The following is a 15,480-nucleotide window of genomic DNA, read 5'->3' as shown; positions in this document are numbered from 1 at the left end:
AGCAAGATTTAAACTATTGTACTTTTTACAATAACTGTCCTAAAATACTTAAATTCTGTCTAAACTACTAGTATCGCATGAATGAAGATATCGTTAAATTAGTTAAAGAACATACTTTCGGAACTTGGAAAGTTCAAAAAACTTGGAATCCTTTAAACGTCGATAAAGCTGAAGGAGTATATTTTTATGTTAACGGTAAAAAGATCCTTGACCTCTCTTCTCAGTTAGTTAACGTAAATTTAGGCTATGGAAATAAAGAGGTAATAAAGAGTATAGAAGATCAACTGGAAAAACTGCAATATATTTCGCCCGCATTTGCCACAGAAGTTAGAGCTAGAGCTGTAAAATCTCTTCTGGAAGTAATGCCGAGCAATTTAACTAAGTTTTTCTTTTCAACCTCTGGAACGGAAGCAAATGAGGCCGCAATAAAAATTGCAAGGTTTTATAAATCTCCTTCATACAAAATACTCTCTAGGTATAGATCGTATCACGGTTCAACTTTAGGTTCGTTAGCTTTGACTGGAGATTATAGGAGATGGTACGCTGAGCCTAACGTTGCTCCCGGTGTAGTTAAAATTCCAGAGCCTTACTGCTATAGATGCCCCTTCAAGTTGAAATACCCAGAATGTAATCTTGCCTGCGTGAACTACGTAGATTACGTGATAAAAAACGAAGGAAATGTTGCTGGAGTTATAGTAGAGCCAATAACTGGAACTAACGGTGTTGTAGTGCCTCCAAAAGAATACTTACCTACTCTAAGGAAAATAACGAGAGAAAATGATGTACTCTTAATAACTGATGAAGTAATGACTGGCTGGGGAAGAGTTGGAGAATGGTTTGCAGTTAACCTATGGGGAGTTCAACCGGATATTCTAACTACAGCAAAAGGAGCTTCGGCTTCATATGTGCCTATTGGTATAACTGCAGTAAGTAAGGAGATTGCGGACTTCTTTGAGGATAAAATGTTTGCGCATGGACATACTTTTGAAGCTCACCCAGTATCGTTATCCGCAATACCTGCAGTCGTAGAAGAATATAAAAGAATGGATTTATTAGCTCACGTAAAGGCTATGGGTAGTTACCTTGGCGAGAGATTAAAGGAACTCAAGGAGAGGCATAAGAGTATCGGAGACGTAAGAGGAGTTGGATTATTTTGGGCTATAGAGTTTGTTAAGGACGGAAAACAGACTCCTTTTGGCACCTATGAAGATAAATACGAAGGAAAAGTCACTGAAGTTGATGTTCTGGCAAAGAAATTGCTAGACGAAGGCGTTTACGTATTTAACGGACCTTCATGGTTTGTTATTTCTCCACCTTTAATCATAAAAAAGGAAGAAATTGATGAGGGAATAGAGAAATTAGATGAAAAAATAAAATATCTGGACGAAAAATTCCTTGGTTAACCTTTTATTTTCTTTATAAGCTTCTCTGCTTTCTGAGTATAACTAACTAAAGCGTTCCTTAAATCTTTAATACTCATGTTCTTTTGCTTTTCTCTTAATCCGTCAATTTTCTTTAGTAAGTCTTCAAACTCTTTCTGAATATCATCTATTTTCTTACCTTCTTTCTTAGCTTTTACAATTTCTGAATTTATTGTATTGTGAAGAATTGTGTAAAATCTAGTTGTATCTTTTAACACTGCATCTTTTGTATCATAAGCTTTCTTTCTTATTTCTTCCAAAACTTTTGAAAGTTCTTCAATAGGCATGGGAGGAATTTACATAAGAAAATTAAAAAACTAGCTAAGGTTCTCTTCAATAACTCTATAAGCGTTTCTCCAAAGTATTTTATCTTCATGACCTTCAATTAATAATTCCTTTATTTTAGTCACGTTTTCAAAACCTTGCGGAACTTCTGAAATTCCCAGAAAATCAGTACCAATGGCAACGTAATCCCAACCAAAAGATTCTCCTATGTATTTTATATTTTCTATAATCCCTTTCAAGGTCTTCTCAGGTAGTGTTGAGGTGATAGCAGTAATTCCTATTACTCCTCCAGTTTTTACTACGCATTCTAACTCCTCGTCATCGTAATTTCTTTCATGGTCTTTTAGACTCTTAGCATTACCGTGAGAAATTATTACTGGCTTAGATGTAACAGAGCATACGTCTAACACTGTCCTCTTGCCTGCATGTGCTAAGTCAATTATTATCCCTAGCTTATTAGCAAGCTTAACTAACTCTTCTCCTTCAGCAGTTAAGCCGTAGTCCTTTTTAGAGAAACAAGATGATGCAAATTTTGTATCATAATTCCAAGTTAAACCTAAATTAAGCACGTGAAGCTCTTTAAGGATATAAATATCCTCATACTCCTTTAGAGCGTCTGTTCCTTCAAGGGAAAGTAAAAATTTTATTCCAGGCTTTTTTAAATCTTCTTTACTCCTCACAATGCTTACGTAACCAGATCTTTCTAAATAATAATAAACTTTTAATTGTGATAATAAAATATCGAATGAAAAATTTGAAGATTTTATATGAAAACCGTATTTTGATGATAACTCTGCACTTCTCTCATTTATCACATCAATATGAGGAAAAATTGATGAGAATACTATCACGTTGTTATCAACGTTTTTTAGCATTTCTATACTTGATTGTTCTTTACCATGAATTATGTCCTTGCCCATTTGATTTGCATAAGCAAAATCCTCGTGAAGGTCTATAAACATACGAACATTAGTATCTCTTCCCAAATTAAAATCTTCGTTTTAGATTGGCATTTCTTAGAAAGAGTTTTAATTGATATTATTAAATTTAAACATGAGCATACTTGTATGTGCTTACATTATCTAGTTTATACTATTTAATAAAATTTAAAAAAGAGCGTCTCGTTATATATACTTAATGGCGCCCCAATCTGCACTCCAACAAATATTAGACCAGATAGATACGAGAAAATTGAATAAATTTTATTGGATAATAACTATATTAGCTGCTATAGGAGGCTTCCTATTTGGGTATGATACTTCAGTTATTGCAATTGCCTCTGTCTTCGTACCTTATCATTTTACTGGATTAGTTTACGGTTATGAAATAGCGAGCGCATCTTTAGGTGCTGCAATAGGCGCAATAATTGCCTATTTTTATACTGATAGATTTGGTAGGAAATCGTTGCTGATCGTTGACGCAGCAATATATACTGCCGCCGCAATACTTTCTGCATTAACAATTAATGGAATAATGCTACTAATAATGAGGACAGTAATAGGAGTAGCAATTGGTGCAGACTCGGCTGTAGCCACTGCGTACATTACAGAATACGCTCCAAAGGATAAGAGAGGTTCGTTAGCAATAATACAACAATGGATGATAACTATAGGCATATTAGGTTCTTATTTTGTAGGTAGTACAGTACTTTTCTTGGCTCCTAGTTTAGCTTATACTGTTGATTGGAGGTTAATATTAGGATTAGCCGCAATTCCAGCAATAATAGGTTTAATCTTTAGGTTTATGATGCCAGAATCCCCAAGATGGTTACTGCTTTCTGGCCAAGTTGATAAATTAAAGGATGCACTAAGGAGGTTTAGAGTTAACGTAAGTGATGATTTAATAAACAAGGCAATTAGCGAAGTTAGATATGAAGAAAGCCAGAAATTTGACACTGCAACTAAAAGGGCATTTCTAGTCGTAGCCTTATGGATAATATTCCAGCAAATTACCGGAATAAATGTACCATTCTATTACGGCCCAGCTATAATCCTTCAATTACACTTATTCGGAAGCACTTCTAACCCAGTTTATTCTGAAATATATTCTGTATTAGCTGCAACAATTTTAGCGGTAATTAATACTACTGCAACATATATTGCTTTCAAATACATAGACCGCATAGGAAGGAGGAAATTAGCCATCTCTGCTTATATAGGAATGTTTGCCTCAGACCTAATTGGTGGAATACTAGTAATGAACGGAATTCTAGTAGGTGCACTATTCGCATTTGCTGGCTTTATAATATTCTTCGCATACGGAGTTGGCGGTACTGGATGGCTAATTCAAGCCGAGTACTTTAAGACGGCAGTGAGAGGAAGAATGGCCGCTATAATTGCTCTATTAGATTGGTTAGCCAATTTTGTAATAATCGAAGTTTTCCCTGTAATGCTATCAAGTGTTGGGCTAGCAGGTTCAATGTTCATATTCAGTGCATTAGATGCAATAGCATTAGCAATAGTTTACTTCTTGCTACCAGAAACTAAGGGCTTATCGTTAGAGCAAGTAGTCAAAATGTTTGGTGAAACTCCAGTTTCTCAACTAAGGAAGGGAAGAGAACTAGTCTTACAAAAGGAGAAAAAGGAAATAGCAAGATGATATTAAGTCAATCTTTTCTTTTTTCCTTCTCTATCCTTTCCTAGTTTCCACTTAATGGTATTGTTGTTACAATCGTCATCATTACAGCACATTTTATTGTAGCTAAAAGAAGAACATTATAAGAGATGAGAACATAGACAACGCACTCCATACTTTCTATAAACTTTATAAACTATATAGATCTTCTTACAGTATGCGTAAATATTGGTTATTCCTCATATTTTTTGTGTTATTATCGATTTTAATAAAAATATTTGGTGAAGATAACCCAATAAACGTTTACCTTTTTGAGCTTATTAACTATCACCAGGTTAGTTATCTAAACGCTTTCATGGTTGATTTATCTAAATACGGCAGATGCTATGTATGGATTCCTCTTAACGCGTTACTTCTAATCTTCAAAAAAACTAGGAGAACCGGAATAACATTAGCCGGGTCATTTATCTTAGCAATAATACTAGGTGAGGCAAGTAAATACATAATGGCTGAACCTAGACCATTTTATTTTATTCACTCAAATTTACTAATACCTAGACCTCACGATTATAGCTATCCTTCTGGACATGCGCTAATTGTAGGAGATGGAGCAACAGTTTTAGCTTTGACTTCACCAAAATGGTTGTGGATCCCTCTTTTAATAGAGGCATTACTTGTTTCATATTCTAGAGTTTACGTCGGAGTTCATTGGCCTGCTGATATATTAGGGGGTTGGCTATTAGCCTTGTGGATAGCTTACTTTAGTGTAGAAGAGGAAAGGAAGGGATTACTAGCTACTATAGAGAAAATATTCAAGGCTTGATAAAATTCCTCAATTTATATATCAAGTAACAATTCAAAGAATATTGATTAAGAATAGAAATGAGAGAAAACATCGTTATCTCATTCCTTGAGAAAGAAAAGCTCTTTTACCATTTTAGGGCTTTCTATGATAATCGAAGAAATGTAGAAAAAGGCTTTAGAAATTGACCGACCTCCTGAGGATTGGTTAAAAGCTTTCACTTCAATGGATTGGGATTTCAGAGAGAAGGATTAAAAAGAGAATGGGATAAAATTCAACCCGGAGAATTCATTTTCCACCAATGAAGCCTATATATCAGCAGATCTGGAATCATAGGCATCGGAGTTGTTGGAGAAAAAAGAATAGGCATTAACGAAGAAGCGTAATTTGAGGATAAGAATCTAAGACCTTTAAGGAAAATCTGGTGGTTTGGAGAATATGAAAAGATTTTCACAGAAAAATTCACTATAAAGGCTAAAAAGGGTACAGATTTCTTAATTAGAGAGATATATTATTTGCTAAAAAATTGTATAACCTTCCAAGAAATGAGAGAACGGCTGTGTAATATCCACTCAAGGTGCTATCCAAAACGTAAGCAGAGAAAAACAACTTAGGCTAATAGAGTTATAAATAGATTGAGAGAAACCCATAATTAGAAAATAGAAAACTTTCAGCCAACTCCTTTTCTTTTTAAAATTTTCCTTCCTTACATGTACAGTTATGCGATAACTGAAAGACATGAAAAAAGTAAGGATGTGTATATTTTTGTAGTTGATAGTGAAAAAAACCCGTTTGAGTCTTACATAGTTAAGATAGAAGTGGGAAAAGAAAAAATTAGAGCTTCGTGTAGTTGTAAAGGTTTTGCGCTAAGGGGATATTGTAAGCATTTGGAGCTCTCAATGAAAAAGCTAAGAATTTATAGGGGACTCTATCTTCAGCGCTGGGAGAGAGGATCTGACAGCGATCTTATGGATAATGAAGAAGAAAACTGACGCAATTATTATATCATAAGGAAATGGCATTAAATCGTAAAGGCCGAATGGGCTAATGTACGATAATACTAGAGTACCGGAAAGTAATGGTATTGCCCAGGCAGAGAACTTACCTTCTGCTGAAGTTAAAATTAGATAAGATATTATTACAGTATCTATAATAATGAACGGAATAAAGTACCAGCTTGGCGAAGTTAACGCTGAAGTCTCGACGTATAGCTCGTAAGAATTTAATAATGCTATGACACCGCTTATTATACCTTTTACTCCTCTTTTATATAAAGATAATCCTAGGATTACTAACGTAACTATGTAAAATAATGTTGAGAATCCAGACCAATAAACTAGCAATCCTGCAAATATTGTTGCTAGAGGTGCTAGCACTTTTATATAACTTAAAACGTATGTCCTCTTAACATCGGGAGCAATTCTTCTCATGCTTTCTACTCCTATTCCTCCCATTATATATGTAAGCACTGTTGCAGAAGAAGATATTCCAACTATTTGGTACCAAGAAGGAATTGGTAAGAGGAATAATGCAGACGAGATTAATGATACGATCAGGGCGAGAAGAGGAATTCCCCTCTCGTTTATCCTAGTTAGAAACTTAGGAAAATAACCATTTTTTGCTGAGGCATAAATACTTCTAGCAGTAGTGCCTAGATATATTATTCCAGTACCTGCAGGAGAAATTATTGCGTCAAATAATAATATTCCTACCCAAAATGAGAAAACTACTGGTAGCATGTCTATTACAGAAATTAACGGGGCGTTAGCTAATGGGGAATTTAAAAGTTCAGCCCAATTACCATCAGTCTTAACTACTCCTAGGAATCCTAACTGCAGAGCGACGAATATACTCATGGAAATTAGTAAGGATGAAATCACCGCAAACGGAATATCTTTCTGAGGATTCTTTCCTTCACCACCGTATTCTATTGCTTGCCTAAATCCTAAGTATGAGAAAACTATTCCAGATGCAGGAATGGCATAAAGCATTCCGTTTAATCCTTGATAGCATGCTGTTTTACCGAAAACTACGTTTGAAGGATTAAAGTATGCTAATAACAGAACAGCAGTTGTAGTAGGTATTATAATCTTCCACCAACCTATGCCGTGACTTACTCTGCCCAGAAATTTAACCCCATAATAATTAATAAGGAAAAAGATTATCAAGAGGACGTAAGTTACCATTATTCCCTCAGTAGTAAGTTGATTTCCAGAGTATAAAGATGGGATAAAGTGTGAAATGTAGGTTGTAGTAGCCACTGCCTCAATTGCCACAGTAGATATTGCGGAAATTATGTAACTCCAAGCCATTATAAATCCAAGCGTTGAACCGTGGGTGTAATGAGGATACCTAATTATTCCTCCAGATTCTGGAAAAGCTGAAGAAATTTCTGCATAGGCTAGCGCTATCACTATCATCATTAAACCTCCTATTATCCAAGATGCTATTGAAAGAGGACCTGCATACGATGCTGCGGCTAATGGCGAAAATAACCAACCTGAGCCTATAATTCCACCTAAGGAAAGGAAAGTTAATTCACTTTTTGTAAGGACTTTTCTAAGAGACACAATAAAGCGTGCATAAGTAATCCGCTTAAAAGTTTAAACTTTACATTTGGTTTTATTTTATAACGCCGTTAGATTAAACGATACAAGATTTGTATGAACTTTATAAGTTAACGTTCTAAATTCGAATCACGTCAACCTAGTTATTTTTCTATGTGAAAATTAAAAATAGAAAAATTTGCAAAATTCTCATATTTTTATCTTAATTAATACTGAATTAGACTAAATATCTTGGCTAAAACTATATTTCTAGAAAATTTTATAAATTTAAGGGATACCCTAAAACTTAGAGAATATGATAAGCATACAAACGTTGTTAAGCCCTCCACAAGGTTTAACGCTCAGTGAAATACTTATTTTTTCATACATACTCGGTCTACTCCACGGAATAACTCCTGATGAACACACTTGGCCTATAACGTTCTCTTATGCGGTAGGTAAATATTCAACTAAGGAAGGAATGAAAGCCGGATTCCTATTCTCTTTAGGCTTCACTATTCAAAGGGCTTTCCTAACTACTTTAGGATTTCTAGGACTTGCGGCTATTTATAATGAATACAACTTGGACGGCCCAGTATACTTTGTAGTAGGTATTGTAATGGCAATAGCTGGTTCATATATATTAAAAGGAAAATATGTTCACCTTCCGTTTGATGAGTTAATACATAAGAGAAGGGAAGGAGAAAATTTACGCGATGTGCCATTAAAGATGACAATAGTACACGGGCTTATAGCAGGCTTTGGATTTGGAGCTTATGCTACTATAATAACTTTCCTCTTAGCTCCTCAAGTTCCAGGATTAATATTTGCACCATTACCCGGAGCAATGTTCGGACTAGGAACCATGACGATGCAAATAATATTAGGCGCAATATTTGGAAATATAATAAAGTTTAAGGGCTTAAGCGAAGAAGATGTAAGATATATAGGAATCAAAACTGCAGGCAGAGTGTTATATTATGGTGGAATTGTATTCTCAATAGTTGGTTTGTTAATAATTGCTATACCAATAATAGACTGTTGGGCAATTCCTACTGGAAATCCTATACCCAACCTTGACGCTATAAATATAGGCTTTCTTCTGGTGGTAGGTACGGTAGGCACGATAGGAATATCTAGTATAATACAAGCATATAGAGAAGTTAAAAAGAGTATAGAGAAAAATAAGACTGCAAAAGTTAAGAAAATTTAACATACAACAATTACTCTCAATTAGACGTTCAATAAGGAATTTTTATATATGAATATAGCATATTAATCATGAATTTTAAGTTTTCTAATAAATGACCATTTTTTTATCAATAAAGAAGAATTTTCAAATTGAAAGAACTACTAGATGCTCAATTATGGAATAAAATATTCTCTTTAACCTAGTACAAGACTCATCACCCTATCTATTTTTTCACTGAAAGGTATTTCCTTAACTTTTAATGTACTTTTTGAACTATTCATCACTTTCTCTTTTTGCTTTCTCATTTAACTATATCACTCACATAATTCATTAAAACTATTCATCTTTATCTCTTTATTTTATCGAAAGAATTTATCATTATTTAATCTTTAATGATTATACCTTTGTTTTTGTTTAAGATTTATCGTTTTTAAAAAGGAAAAGTTAACGATAGTTAATTTTATATAGATAATTCATGAAGAATCTTCAACATTTTTCTCCCATTATCTAACATCCAAAGATCATTATTAAAGAATACGTAAAGCTTCTCTGGATTCAATGAAATAGCTTTCTTAGCGTCTTCCCTTAATTCCTCTTCACTATAGTCATATAAATACCAGTTATCTCTTCCATGCATTCTTAAATACACTGTACCAGAATTATTTATAATGTAAACTCCTATCGGAGAATCTATCGAAACAATAGTTGCTTCTTCAAGATTTATATCTTTATTAAACCAACTCAAGTCTCTGAATTCTACAGCCATTTTCTTTCCAACTTCTTTTTCAAACTCCTTGACCCTCCTCAGATTATCTTCTGAATATTTGAAATTTGGAGGTAACTGAAAAAGATAAAAGTCTGGATTTAAATCATGAAATATTTCCTCAAATTTTTTCCAAAGTCCTACGTCCTTTAATCTTTTAACGTGAGTTATGATTCTATTAACTTTAACTGCCCACCTTATTTTATATTTCTTCCAGGATTCTACTTGCTTCCTAGTAGGAAAACGATAGAAGCTAGCATTTAACTCCACTGCATTGAACCCAGAATTTTCAACGTACCAAGATAAGTTCTTCTTAGGATTCCAATCATACATCCAACCCGAAGTTCCTACGTATATTTCCATAGAATATAATTCTTCCTTAGAGTATATCAGACAATCGGGCGTTCATCAATCTTCAGACACTGGCGGTTTCATCACAAAAGATAAAATTTCTGCGTACTAAAAATTCATGTGAATTGGAAAATAAAAAGTGAGCTACAGAAAATGATTATACAACTCTCTGAGGCTAAGAAGTACTTACCAGAGGATTATGTAATTTCCCATGAGGTAACAGAAGAAGAAAAGGAAGGCGAAAACAAGATAGAAATTGAATTACTTAACGACTTTAAACCAGTAGTTGAGCCATTAAGTTTTAGCCAAGAATTCAACAGTATAGCGTCTTTAGACTCATCAACAAGATACTTAAGAGACATAAGCGTTAACTTAGTAATTCTAGGGATGTCAATATATAGTAATAGGAAAGGATTTATTGATTTTCCAATAACTAAAGAAATCCCTTATATTGGAGTAAATACTTATAGGAAAATATTAGATAAAATTTCAACTGGAATGAATTTTATAAAAATGAAAAATGAAATAAATTATCCCTTTGATGAAAATTATAAATTAGATGACGTAGCAGATGAAATGAGGACTGAAGCTGAAAACATTGGACTTAGCGAAGTTATTATTGATCACGATCTAGTAATCTTGGATGGGCCTATATATCCTACCCCGCTTGAATTGACTGAAGAATTAGATTTAAGTAGTACTTCTAGATTATGTCATCAACTAGCTTACGCATCATTGGTTAATAAGAGAATTTCCTTATTGAGAGACAACGTTATTGGAGTGGTTAAAAGGTTAGAAAATTCCGGAAAGCTTTGGAAGGATGAGAAAATCATGGATGAGTTCAAGAAACGTGGGAAGAATATAAAAGGGCTTAAAGATCCTACAATTCTTGAATTAATAGATTATGAATTTTGCAGAAAATCTGGAAGACATTCTTATGCTTGTATTATCGGACCTTTCAAAATAGACTACAACCTGCATGTAGAAGGACCTAAAGATTGTCATAAAGCAGATGGTAACACAACTTACTTGAGTAATGTACCGGCAAAGTACGCATATTACGTGATTTTGAGAAAACCTTACGTACCAACTACTTATTTTAGAATAGAAGGGCTTAACAAGGACTTCCTAGAAAGAGGGATGAGGACTGCCCTCTCCCGCCTTTCTAATAGGCTTATTCCTACATTTATTGAACTTGTAGATAATAGGGCGAAAAGGATTTCTGCAGGATTGTTCATCACTGCCTACGAGGTTGCGTCGTCATATTTAAGCATAATACACGACGATAAATTGGCTTACGATACTATGGTATTAGAGTTTTTAACTGGATCCCAGCAAAATTTAACGAATTTATTATAGCTAATCCTGGAGTAGCGTGAAGCAGGAAGTCCTCGTAATTTTCCATTCCCATCTTTTTAATAACGTTTATGTCGTTCCTCATAACTATCTTAGTATTTGTTAGTTGAAGCACGAGAGGATTAAGATCGTCAGGCATATGAGTAGCTAAAATTACTCCAATTCTCCTCACTCTACCTAGCCTCATTATTTTATTTATTAACTCCTCAATTATGTCCTTAGCAACAGCTTCACTATTTCCTTGAGGGAAGTATTCGTGGGCTTCATCCATTATTATTAAGGTTAATTTATTTTCCGGACTCTTTTTGCTGTACAGCTCTGTTTTCCATTTAAATAGATCCTCAAGGATTTTATAAGCTATAGTAGCTACTGCCTCTATGGATGCAGAGTAGTTCATTACGAAGCTTAAGTCTACTATTATCTTATCGTTTAATTTGAAAGCTTTTTCTGGATCAAAGTCTACTGTGCCCTTTACTGTAAAAATACCGTAACCGTCGTAGGCTTTTAAAGTCCTAATTATTGCATCCTTAGTAGATGGAAATATATCTAAACCCTCCATTACGTCCTGAAATACCTTGTTCAAGGATATTGTTAAATTTCCTTGAGAAAATGAGACAAAGGACGTTGAGATATTCTTACTATTTGATTTTAAATTCAATTCATTAAGTAAGGTAGGCGAAATGCTAATTTTATTTCCTATCTCTGCTAGAGAACCTGGAGTCACCTTATCCCTTAAAATCTTATTAAGGATATTATCGTCAATGCTATTGTTGAAAATTTTGTTCAAGCTAGATTTTAACAGTTCAAGAGTCTTATCAATTATCGGTTCCCAATACATTGAAGCCTTTGGAGTAAAATAAGGCGTTAATTTATGGAAGTTCCTAATGTTATCAAAGAAGTTTATTGAATAAGGTATTACGTCAACTTCAGTATCATTGCAAATTAATGCTCCGCTTTCATACTCTAACACTTTGCATCCATATGTTGAGGCAAAAGTGTCTAGAAAGTCCTTTGCTGAATTACCCATCTTTGAAGTTACTGGCATTAATACTGTAAATTTTTCTTTCTTTGAAATCAAGAAATTTACAAAATCTCCTTGCCTATCAAAGACCATAGTTTGTTTATCTAAATCTTTGCTGTAAAGGATGGACTTTAAGAGCGTTGTTTTTCCAGATCCGGTAGTCCCTAAAACTAAAGTATGATGAACCAAAGTGTTCTCGTCAAGCCTCACCTTTGCATCAGTTTCTTCTCCGCCCGAGAATATCCTACCTATTGTTATTCCTTCCTCTGGAATTCTTAGGACTTTCTCCAGAAGTGACGGAGTAGGTATGAAAACAGGGCTTTGAGGATCTATAGGAGTAACTGCTGGTCTAACTATGTTTTTCTCTTCATCAAGCTCAGATATTGGGTCTATTCCTAAAAACGTGTCAGTGATTATTGAAGCTGGGTCTCTCCTAGAATTAACTTCCCTTATACCAATTTCTGCCAAAATGTCAGAACGCGAAATTGAAACGACTTGACCTACTATGACGACTGGACGGAGGATAGTCCTTATTGCCAAATATTGACCTCTGCTCACATTACTCCTCATGTAATCCTTAAATGATATATCAACGCCAATTAACTCCTTTTCCTCTAACCTAACAGTCCTATACCTTGTCACCCTGCCTATTATCTCACCGTTCTTTCTTGCGTCTTCCTCAGCGGCGTTCAGTTTATTTTCCAGATCTTTGATAATACCTTCCTCGTCTAAATTTCTCTCTTCCACAAAATTTTTATTGACTGACAAATTATAAGTTTTAAATCTGCGATAGTAGGTACTCTAATTCACGTTTAAAATCCTTAAGTCTAGATTTAATTTTTTCAACGCTTCCTTCCTCAACTGCCTTATAATACTTCTCACTAGCTTGAACAACTTCACCCTTCTCAAGAAGCTCGTCGGCATCTAATAGCAACACGTCCGGTACCGTTAAAGTCCTTATCACAAGTATACTATAAGGTAAAAATACTTAAACGCTTATACTTGTGGTATGAGAATCGCAATAATAGGCGCGGGCAAAATAGGTTTTACAATACTATCAGCACTTAAGAAAATGCCCAACATAGAGTTAATAGCCACTGGGAGGAGCAGTTCAACTCTGGAGAAAATAAAGTCAATAGGAGTTGAGGCTACTACAGATAATGATTACGCTGTTTCCTCTTCTGACTATATCATACTCAGTGTGAAGCCACAACACTTTCCTTCGGTATTAAAGTCTGTAAAGAGCTGGGAGGGTAAAAAAGTAATTTCAGTCATGGCTGGAATAAGGATCTCTACACTTTCCTCATTCTTAAAAGGAAGTAAAGTGTATAGAGCAATGCCAAACATTAACGCAATGGTTGGAAAATCTACTACTGCACTTGCAGAGGAAAGGGATGAGACTGTGGAGAAAATCTTTTTGCAAATAGGTAAGGTTTATTGGGTTCCAGAGGAGTTGATGGACGTTTGGACTGCTTTAATAGGTAGTGGTCCAGCATTCATGGCTGAAATAATTGATGCCTTATCTTTAGGAGCAGTAGAGTGCGGAATGCCGAGAGAACTTTCATACAACGCTATCCTAGACATGATAGAGGGCACTGTAGAACTTTTGAGGAAATGTAGACACCCAGCGCTATTGAGGGATCAAGTGACTACTCCAGCTGGCACTACGATAAGGGGACTCATGACAATGGAGAGTGAAGGGATAAAATCTGCGTTAATAAAGACAGTTGAAGCTGCATATAAGAGGTCTGTGGAAATTGGAGAGCAAATTGATAGGAAGCTAAGAACTAGTTTCCCAACATAAACCTTGAGACTTCATCCATTCAATAAATTCCTCTTTCCTACTCATAGCAAACTTGTAAGCCAATTCTCTTACATCGTAAGATGCCTTTATTCCCTTAGTCATTCTCTCTACTAGTATTTCCAACTTTTTACGATCAAACCCAACGTCATCTATTAAGAAGACGTTATTGTTTATAATCTCCTTCTTTACTCCATCTTCTACTGGAACCCTACTTATTACTACCCCTCCTTTCCTAGGCTTATATATAGCCTCATAAAGTTCTATTACCTTGTACTCCTTAATCCTCTTAGATTTACCCTCAGAGAACGAAGGCAAATCCTTTGCCTCAACTCCCAATATTTCAGCAAATCCCTCATAAAGGCCTTTCAACCATCTTGCTCTCCATTCATTACCGTCAAGAGGCTTATAATCCTTTAAATACCTCCACCTCTTCCACCAATTAGGTAACTCCTTGTATTCAACAATGTAGTCCGGTCTCTTAATAGGAATATCTCCTTGAGGGTCTACTATATTTATTTCAGTTCCTTCATATATTAGCATATCAGGCCTAACTAAAGAGTAGAATTTCCATACTTTCTCTAAATCTCCTCCGTCTTCCCAAGTTATCGGCCTTGGAGCTTCAAGAAAGAAACTGAAAGACGCTACAACATTACCTAAAACTATATTAGGAGGAATTGTTCCTGATTTTTGCTTTCCACTTCTGTCAAAGTCCAAATATCCGTGCTCTGGGTAAATTAATTCGTAATTACCTTTTTCTGCCAGAAGTAGAACTATTGAAGCCAAACCCCACGATTGATAAATAGACCTCATGTTAGAATTGAAAGAACTAACAATAGCTTGCCTTCCTTTTACTATAAAATCGTCTACCGAAAGTTTTCCTCTAATTAAATCGTGATAATAAATAAATAACTTCTTGACTAAATGTCTTCTAGGGTCTTCCAAGAAGCTCTTCATTTCCCTGCTGAATAACATTCCCTTTACTTTTAGCCTCTCTTGCAATTCTTCAAAGACTTTATATAATTCGTTAATCCAAATTTTTGCTTCTCTCAGTTTATCTTGCATTACTTCGTCAACAAATTCGTATTTTATCTTCTCAGCCCATTCTGGAATGTTTTTACCATATTTATCTATGCCGTAAACTTCCTTTAGTTTTTCCTCTATCACAGTATTACCTAGTAGAAAATCTTAAAAATATTTTTAGTGCAGACCATCTTCCAATACTTTGCTTTCATTCTTATTTATAGGTAGGAGTATATAATACAACAAAATTTACGGTAAAATATTTTGAACATATAAAGTAAAACTTTGCCCATGAATAGTTAACTGTAAAATTTATGCCTAGTATAGTTAAACAATTTTCTGGAA

General features: G+C 34.7%; 14 protein-coding genes. 7 read left to right on the top strand and 7 right to left on the bottom strand.

Going from position 1 to position 15,480, the window contains the following annotated elements; all coding sequences use genetic code 11:
- Positions 1–77: 77 nt before the first annotated feature.
- A complete protein-coding gene (locus D1867_RS06170; RefSeq protein WP_155863222.1) occupies positions 78–1,403 on the top strand; it encodes an aminotransferase family protein in 1,326 nt (441 codons plus the stop codon).
- Here the strand turns inward: D1867_RS06170 and D1867_RS06165 are convergent.
- Entirely contained in the window at positions 1,400–1,708 is a 309-nt protein-coding gene (locus tag D1867_RS06165) for a hypothetical protein (protein WP_155863221.1), read from the bottom strand. The genes D1867_RS06170 and D1867_RS06165 overlap by 4 nt on opposite strands.
- A 30-nt stretch (positions 1,709–1,738) precedes the next feature.
- A complete protein-coding gene (locus D1867_RS06160) occupies positions 1,739–2,668 on the bottom strand; it encodes a dipeptidase (protein ID WP_155863220.1) in 930 nt (309 codons plus the stop codon).
- Positions 2,669–2,843: 175 nt separating this feature from the next.
- Between D1867_RS06160 and D1867_RS06155 the strand changes: the two genes are divergently transcribed.
- The 3 genes from D1867_RS06155 to D1867_RS12690 all read left to right on the top strand — a co-directional run bounded on the left by D1867_RS06155 (position 2,844) and on the right by D1867_RS12690 (position 6,074).
- On the top strand, positions 2,844–4,304 hold the full coding sequence (locus D1867_RS06155) for a sugar porter family MFS transporter (protein ID WP_155863219.1): 1,461 nt from the start codon (positions 2,844–2,846) through the stop codon (positions 4,302–4,304).
- Between the two features lie 193 nt (positions 4,305–4,497).
- Entirely contained in the window at positions 4,498–5,103 is a 606-nt protein-coding gene (gene sepP / locus D1867_RS06150; protein ID WP_155863218.1) for an undecaprenyl-diphosphatase SepP, read from the top strand.
- Between the two features lie 689 nt (positions 5,104–5,792).
- Positions 5,793–6,074 (top strand): SWIM zinc finger family protein, encoded by a 282-nt coding sequence (locus D1867_RS12690; protein ID WP_338077989.1) that lies wholly within the window; start codon positions 5,793–5,795, stop codon positions 6,072–6,074.
- Here D1867_RS12690 and D1867_RS06145 read toward each other — a convergent pair.
- The gene (locus tag D1867_RS06145; RefSeq protein WP_338077988.1) at positions 5,991–7,652 is read right to left on the bottom strand and encodes an APC family permease; all 1,662 of its coding nucleotides are present in this window, start codon (positions 7,650–7,652) and stop codon (positions 5,991–5,993) included. The two genes, D1867_RS12690 and D1867_RS06145, sit on opposite strands and share 84 nt — an antisense overlap.
- Before the next feature lie 292 nt (positions 7,653–7,944).
- On the opposite strand from D1867_RS06145, the gene D1867_RS06140 reads away from it, so the two are divergent.
- Entirely contained in the window at positions 7,945–8,841 is an 897-nt protein-coding gene (locus D1867_RS06140; RefSeq protein ID WP_155863217.1) for a hypothetical protein, read from the top strand.
- A 439-nt stretch (positions 8,842–9,280) separates the two neighbouring features.
- Here the strand turns inward: D1867_RS06140 and D1867_RS06135 are convergent, their stop codons facing one another.
- A complete protein-coding gene (locus D1867_RS06135) occupies positions 9,281–9,946 on the bottom strand; it encodes a DUF72 domain-containing protein (protein WP_155863216.1) in 666 nt (221 codons plus the stop codon).
- A 108-nt stretch (positions 9,947–10,054) separates the two neighbouring features.
- On the opposite strand from D1867_RS06135, the gene D1867_RS06130 reads away from it, so the two are divergent.
- Complete coding sequence (locus tag D1867_RS06130; protein WP_338077987.1) at positions 10,055–11,293, top strand: DNA double-strand break repair nuclease NurA; 1,239 nt, start codon at positions 10,055–10,057, stop codon at positions 11,291–11,293.
- On the opposite strand, the gene D1867_RS06125 is transcribed toward D1867_RS06130, so the two are convergent.
- Positions 11,238–13,058, bottom strand: a complete 1,821-nt coding sequence (locus D1867_RS06125) for an ATP-binding protein (RefSeq protein WP_338077986.1) — start codon at positions 13,056–13,058, stop codon at positions 11,238–11,240. The genes D1867_RS06130 and D1867_RS06125 overlap by 56 nt on opposite strands.
- A 31-nt stretch (positions 13,059–13,089) precedes the next feature.
- Positions 13,090–13,275: a PaREP1 family protein gene (locus D1867_RS06120; protein WP_338077985.1), complete on the bottom strand. Its 186-nt coding sequence runs from the start codon at positions 13,273–13,275 to the stop codon at positions 13,090–13,092.
- 45 nt (positions 13,276–13,320) lie between these two features.
- Between D1867_RS06120 and proC the strand changes: the two genes are divergently transcribed.
- A complete protein-coding gene (proC, locus tag D1867_RS06115) occupies positions 13,321–14,115 on the top strand; it encodes a pyrroline-5-carboxylate reductase (protein ID WP_155863214.1) in 795 nt (264 codons plus the stop codon).
- Here the strand turns inward: proC and D1867_RS06110 are convergent.
- Entirely contained in the window at positions 14,092–15,279 is a 1,188-nt protein-coding gene (locus D1867_RS06110) for a hypothetical protein (protein WP_240872178.1), read from the bottom strand. The two genes, proC and D1867_RS06110, sit on opposite strands and share 24 nt — an antisense overlap.
- Positions 15,280–15,480: the final 201 nt, after the last annotated feature.

This window comes from Acidianus infernus, assembly GCF_009729545.1.
In the GTDB taxonomy this organism is placed as follows: Archaea; Thermoproteota; Thermoprotei_A; order Sulfolobales; family Sulfolobaceae; genus Acidianus; species Acidianus infernus.
The sequence above is the reverse complement of the archived record's forward strand: the minus strand, read 5'-3'. Positions and strand labels throughout refer to the sequence as shown.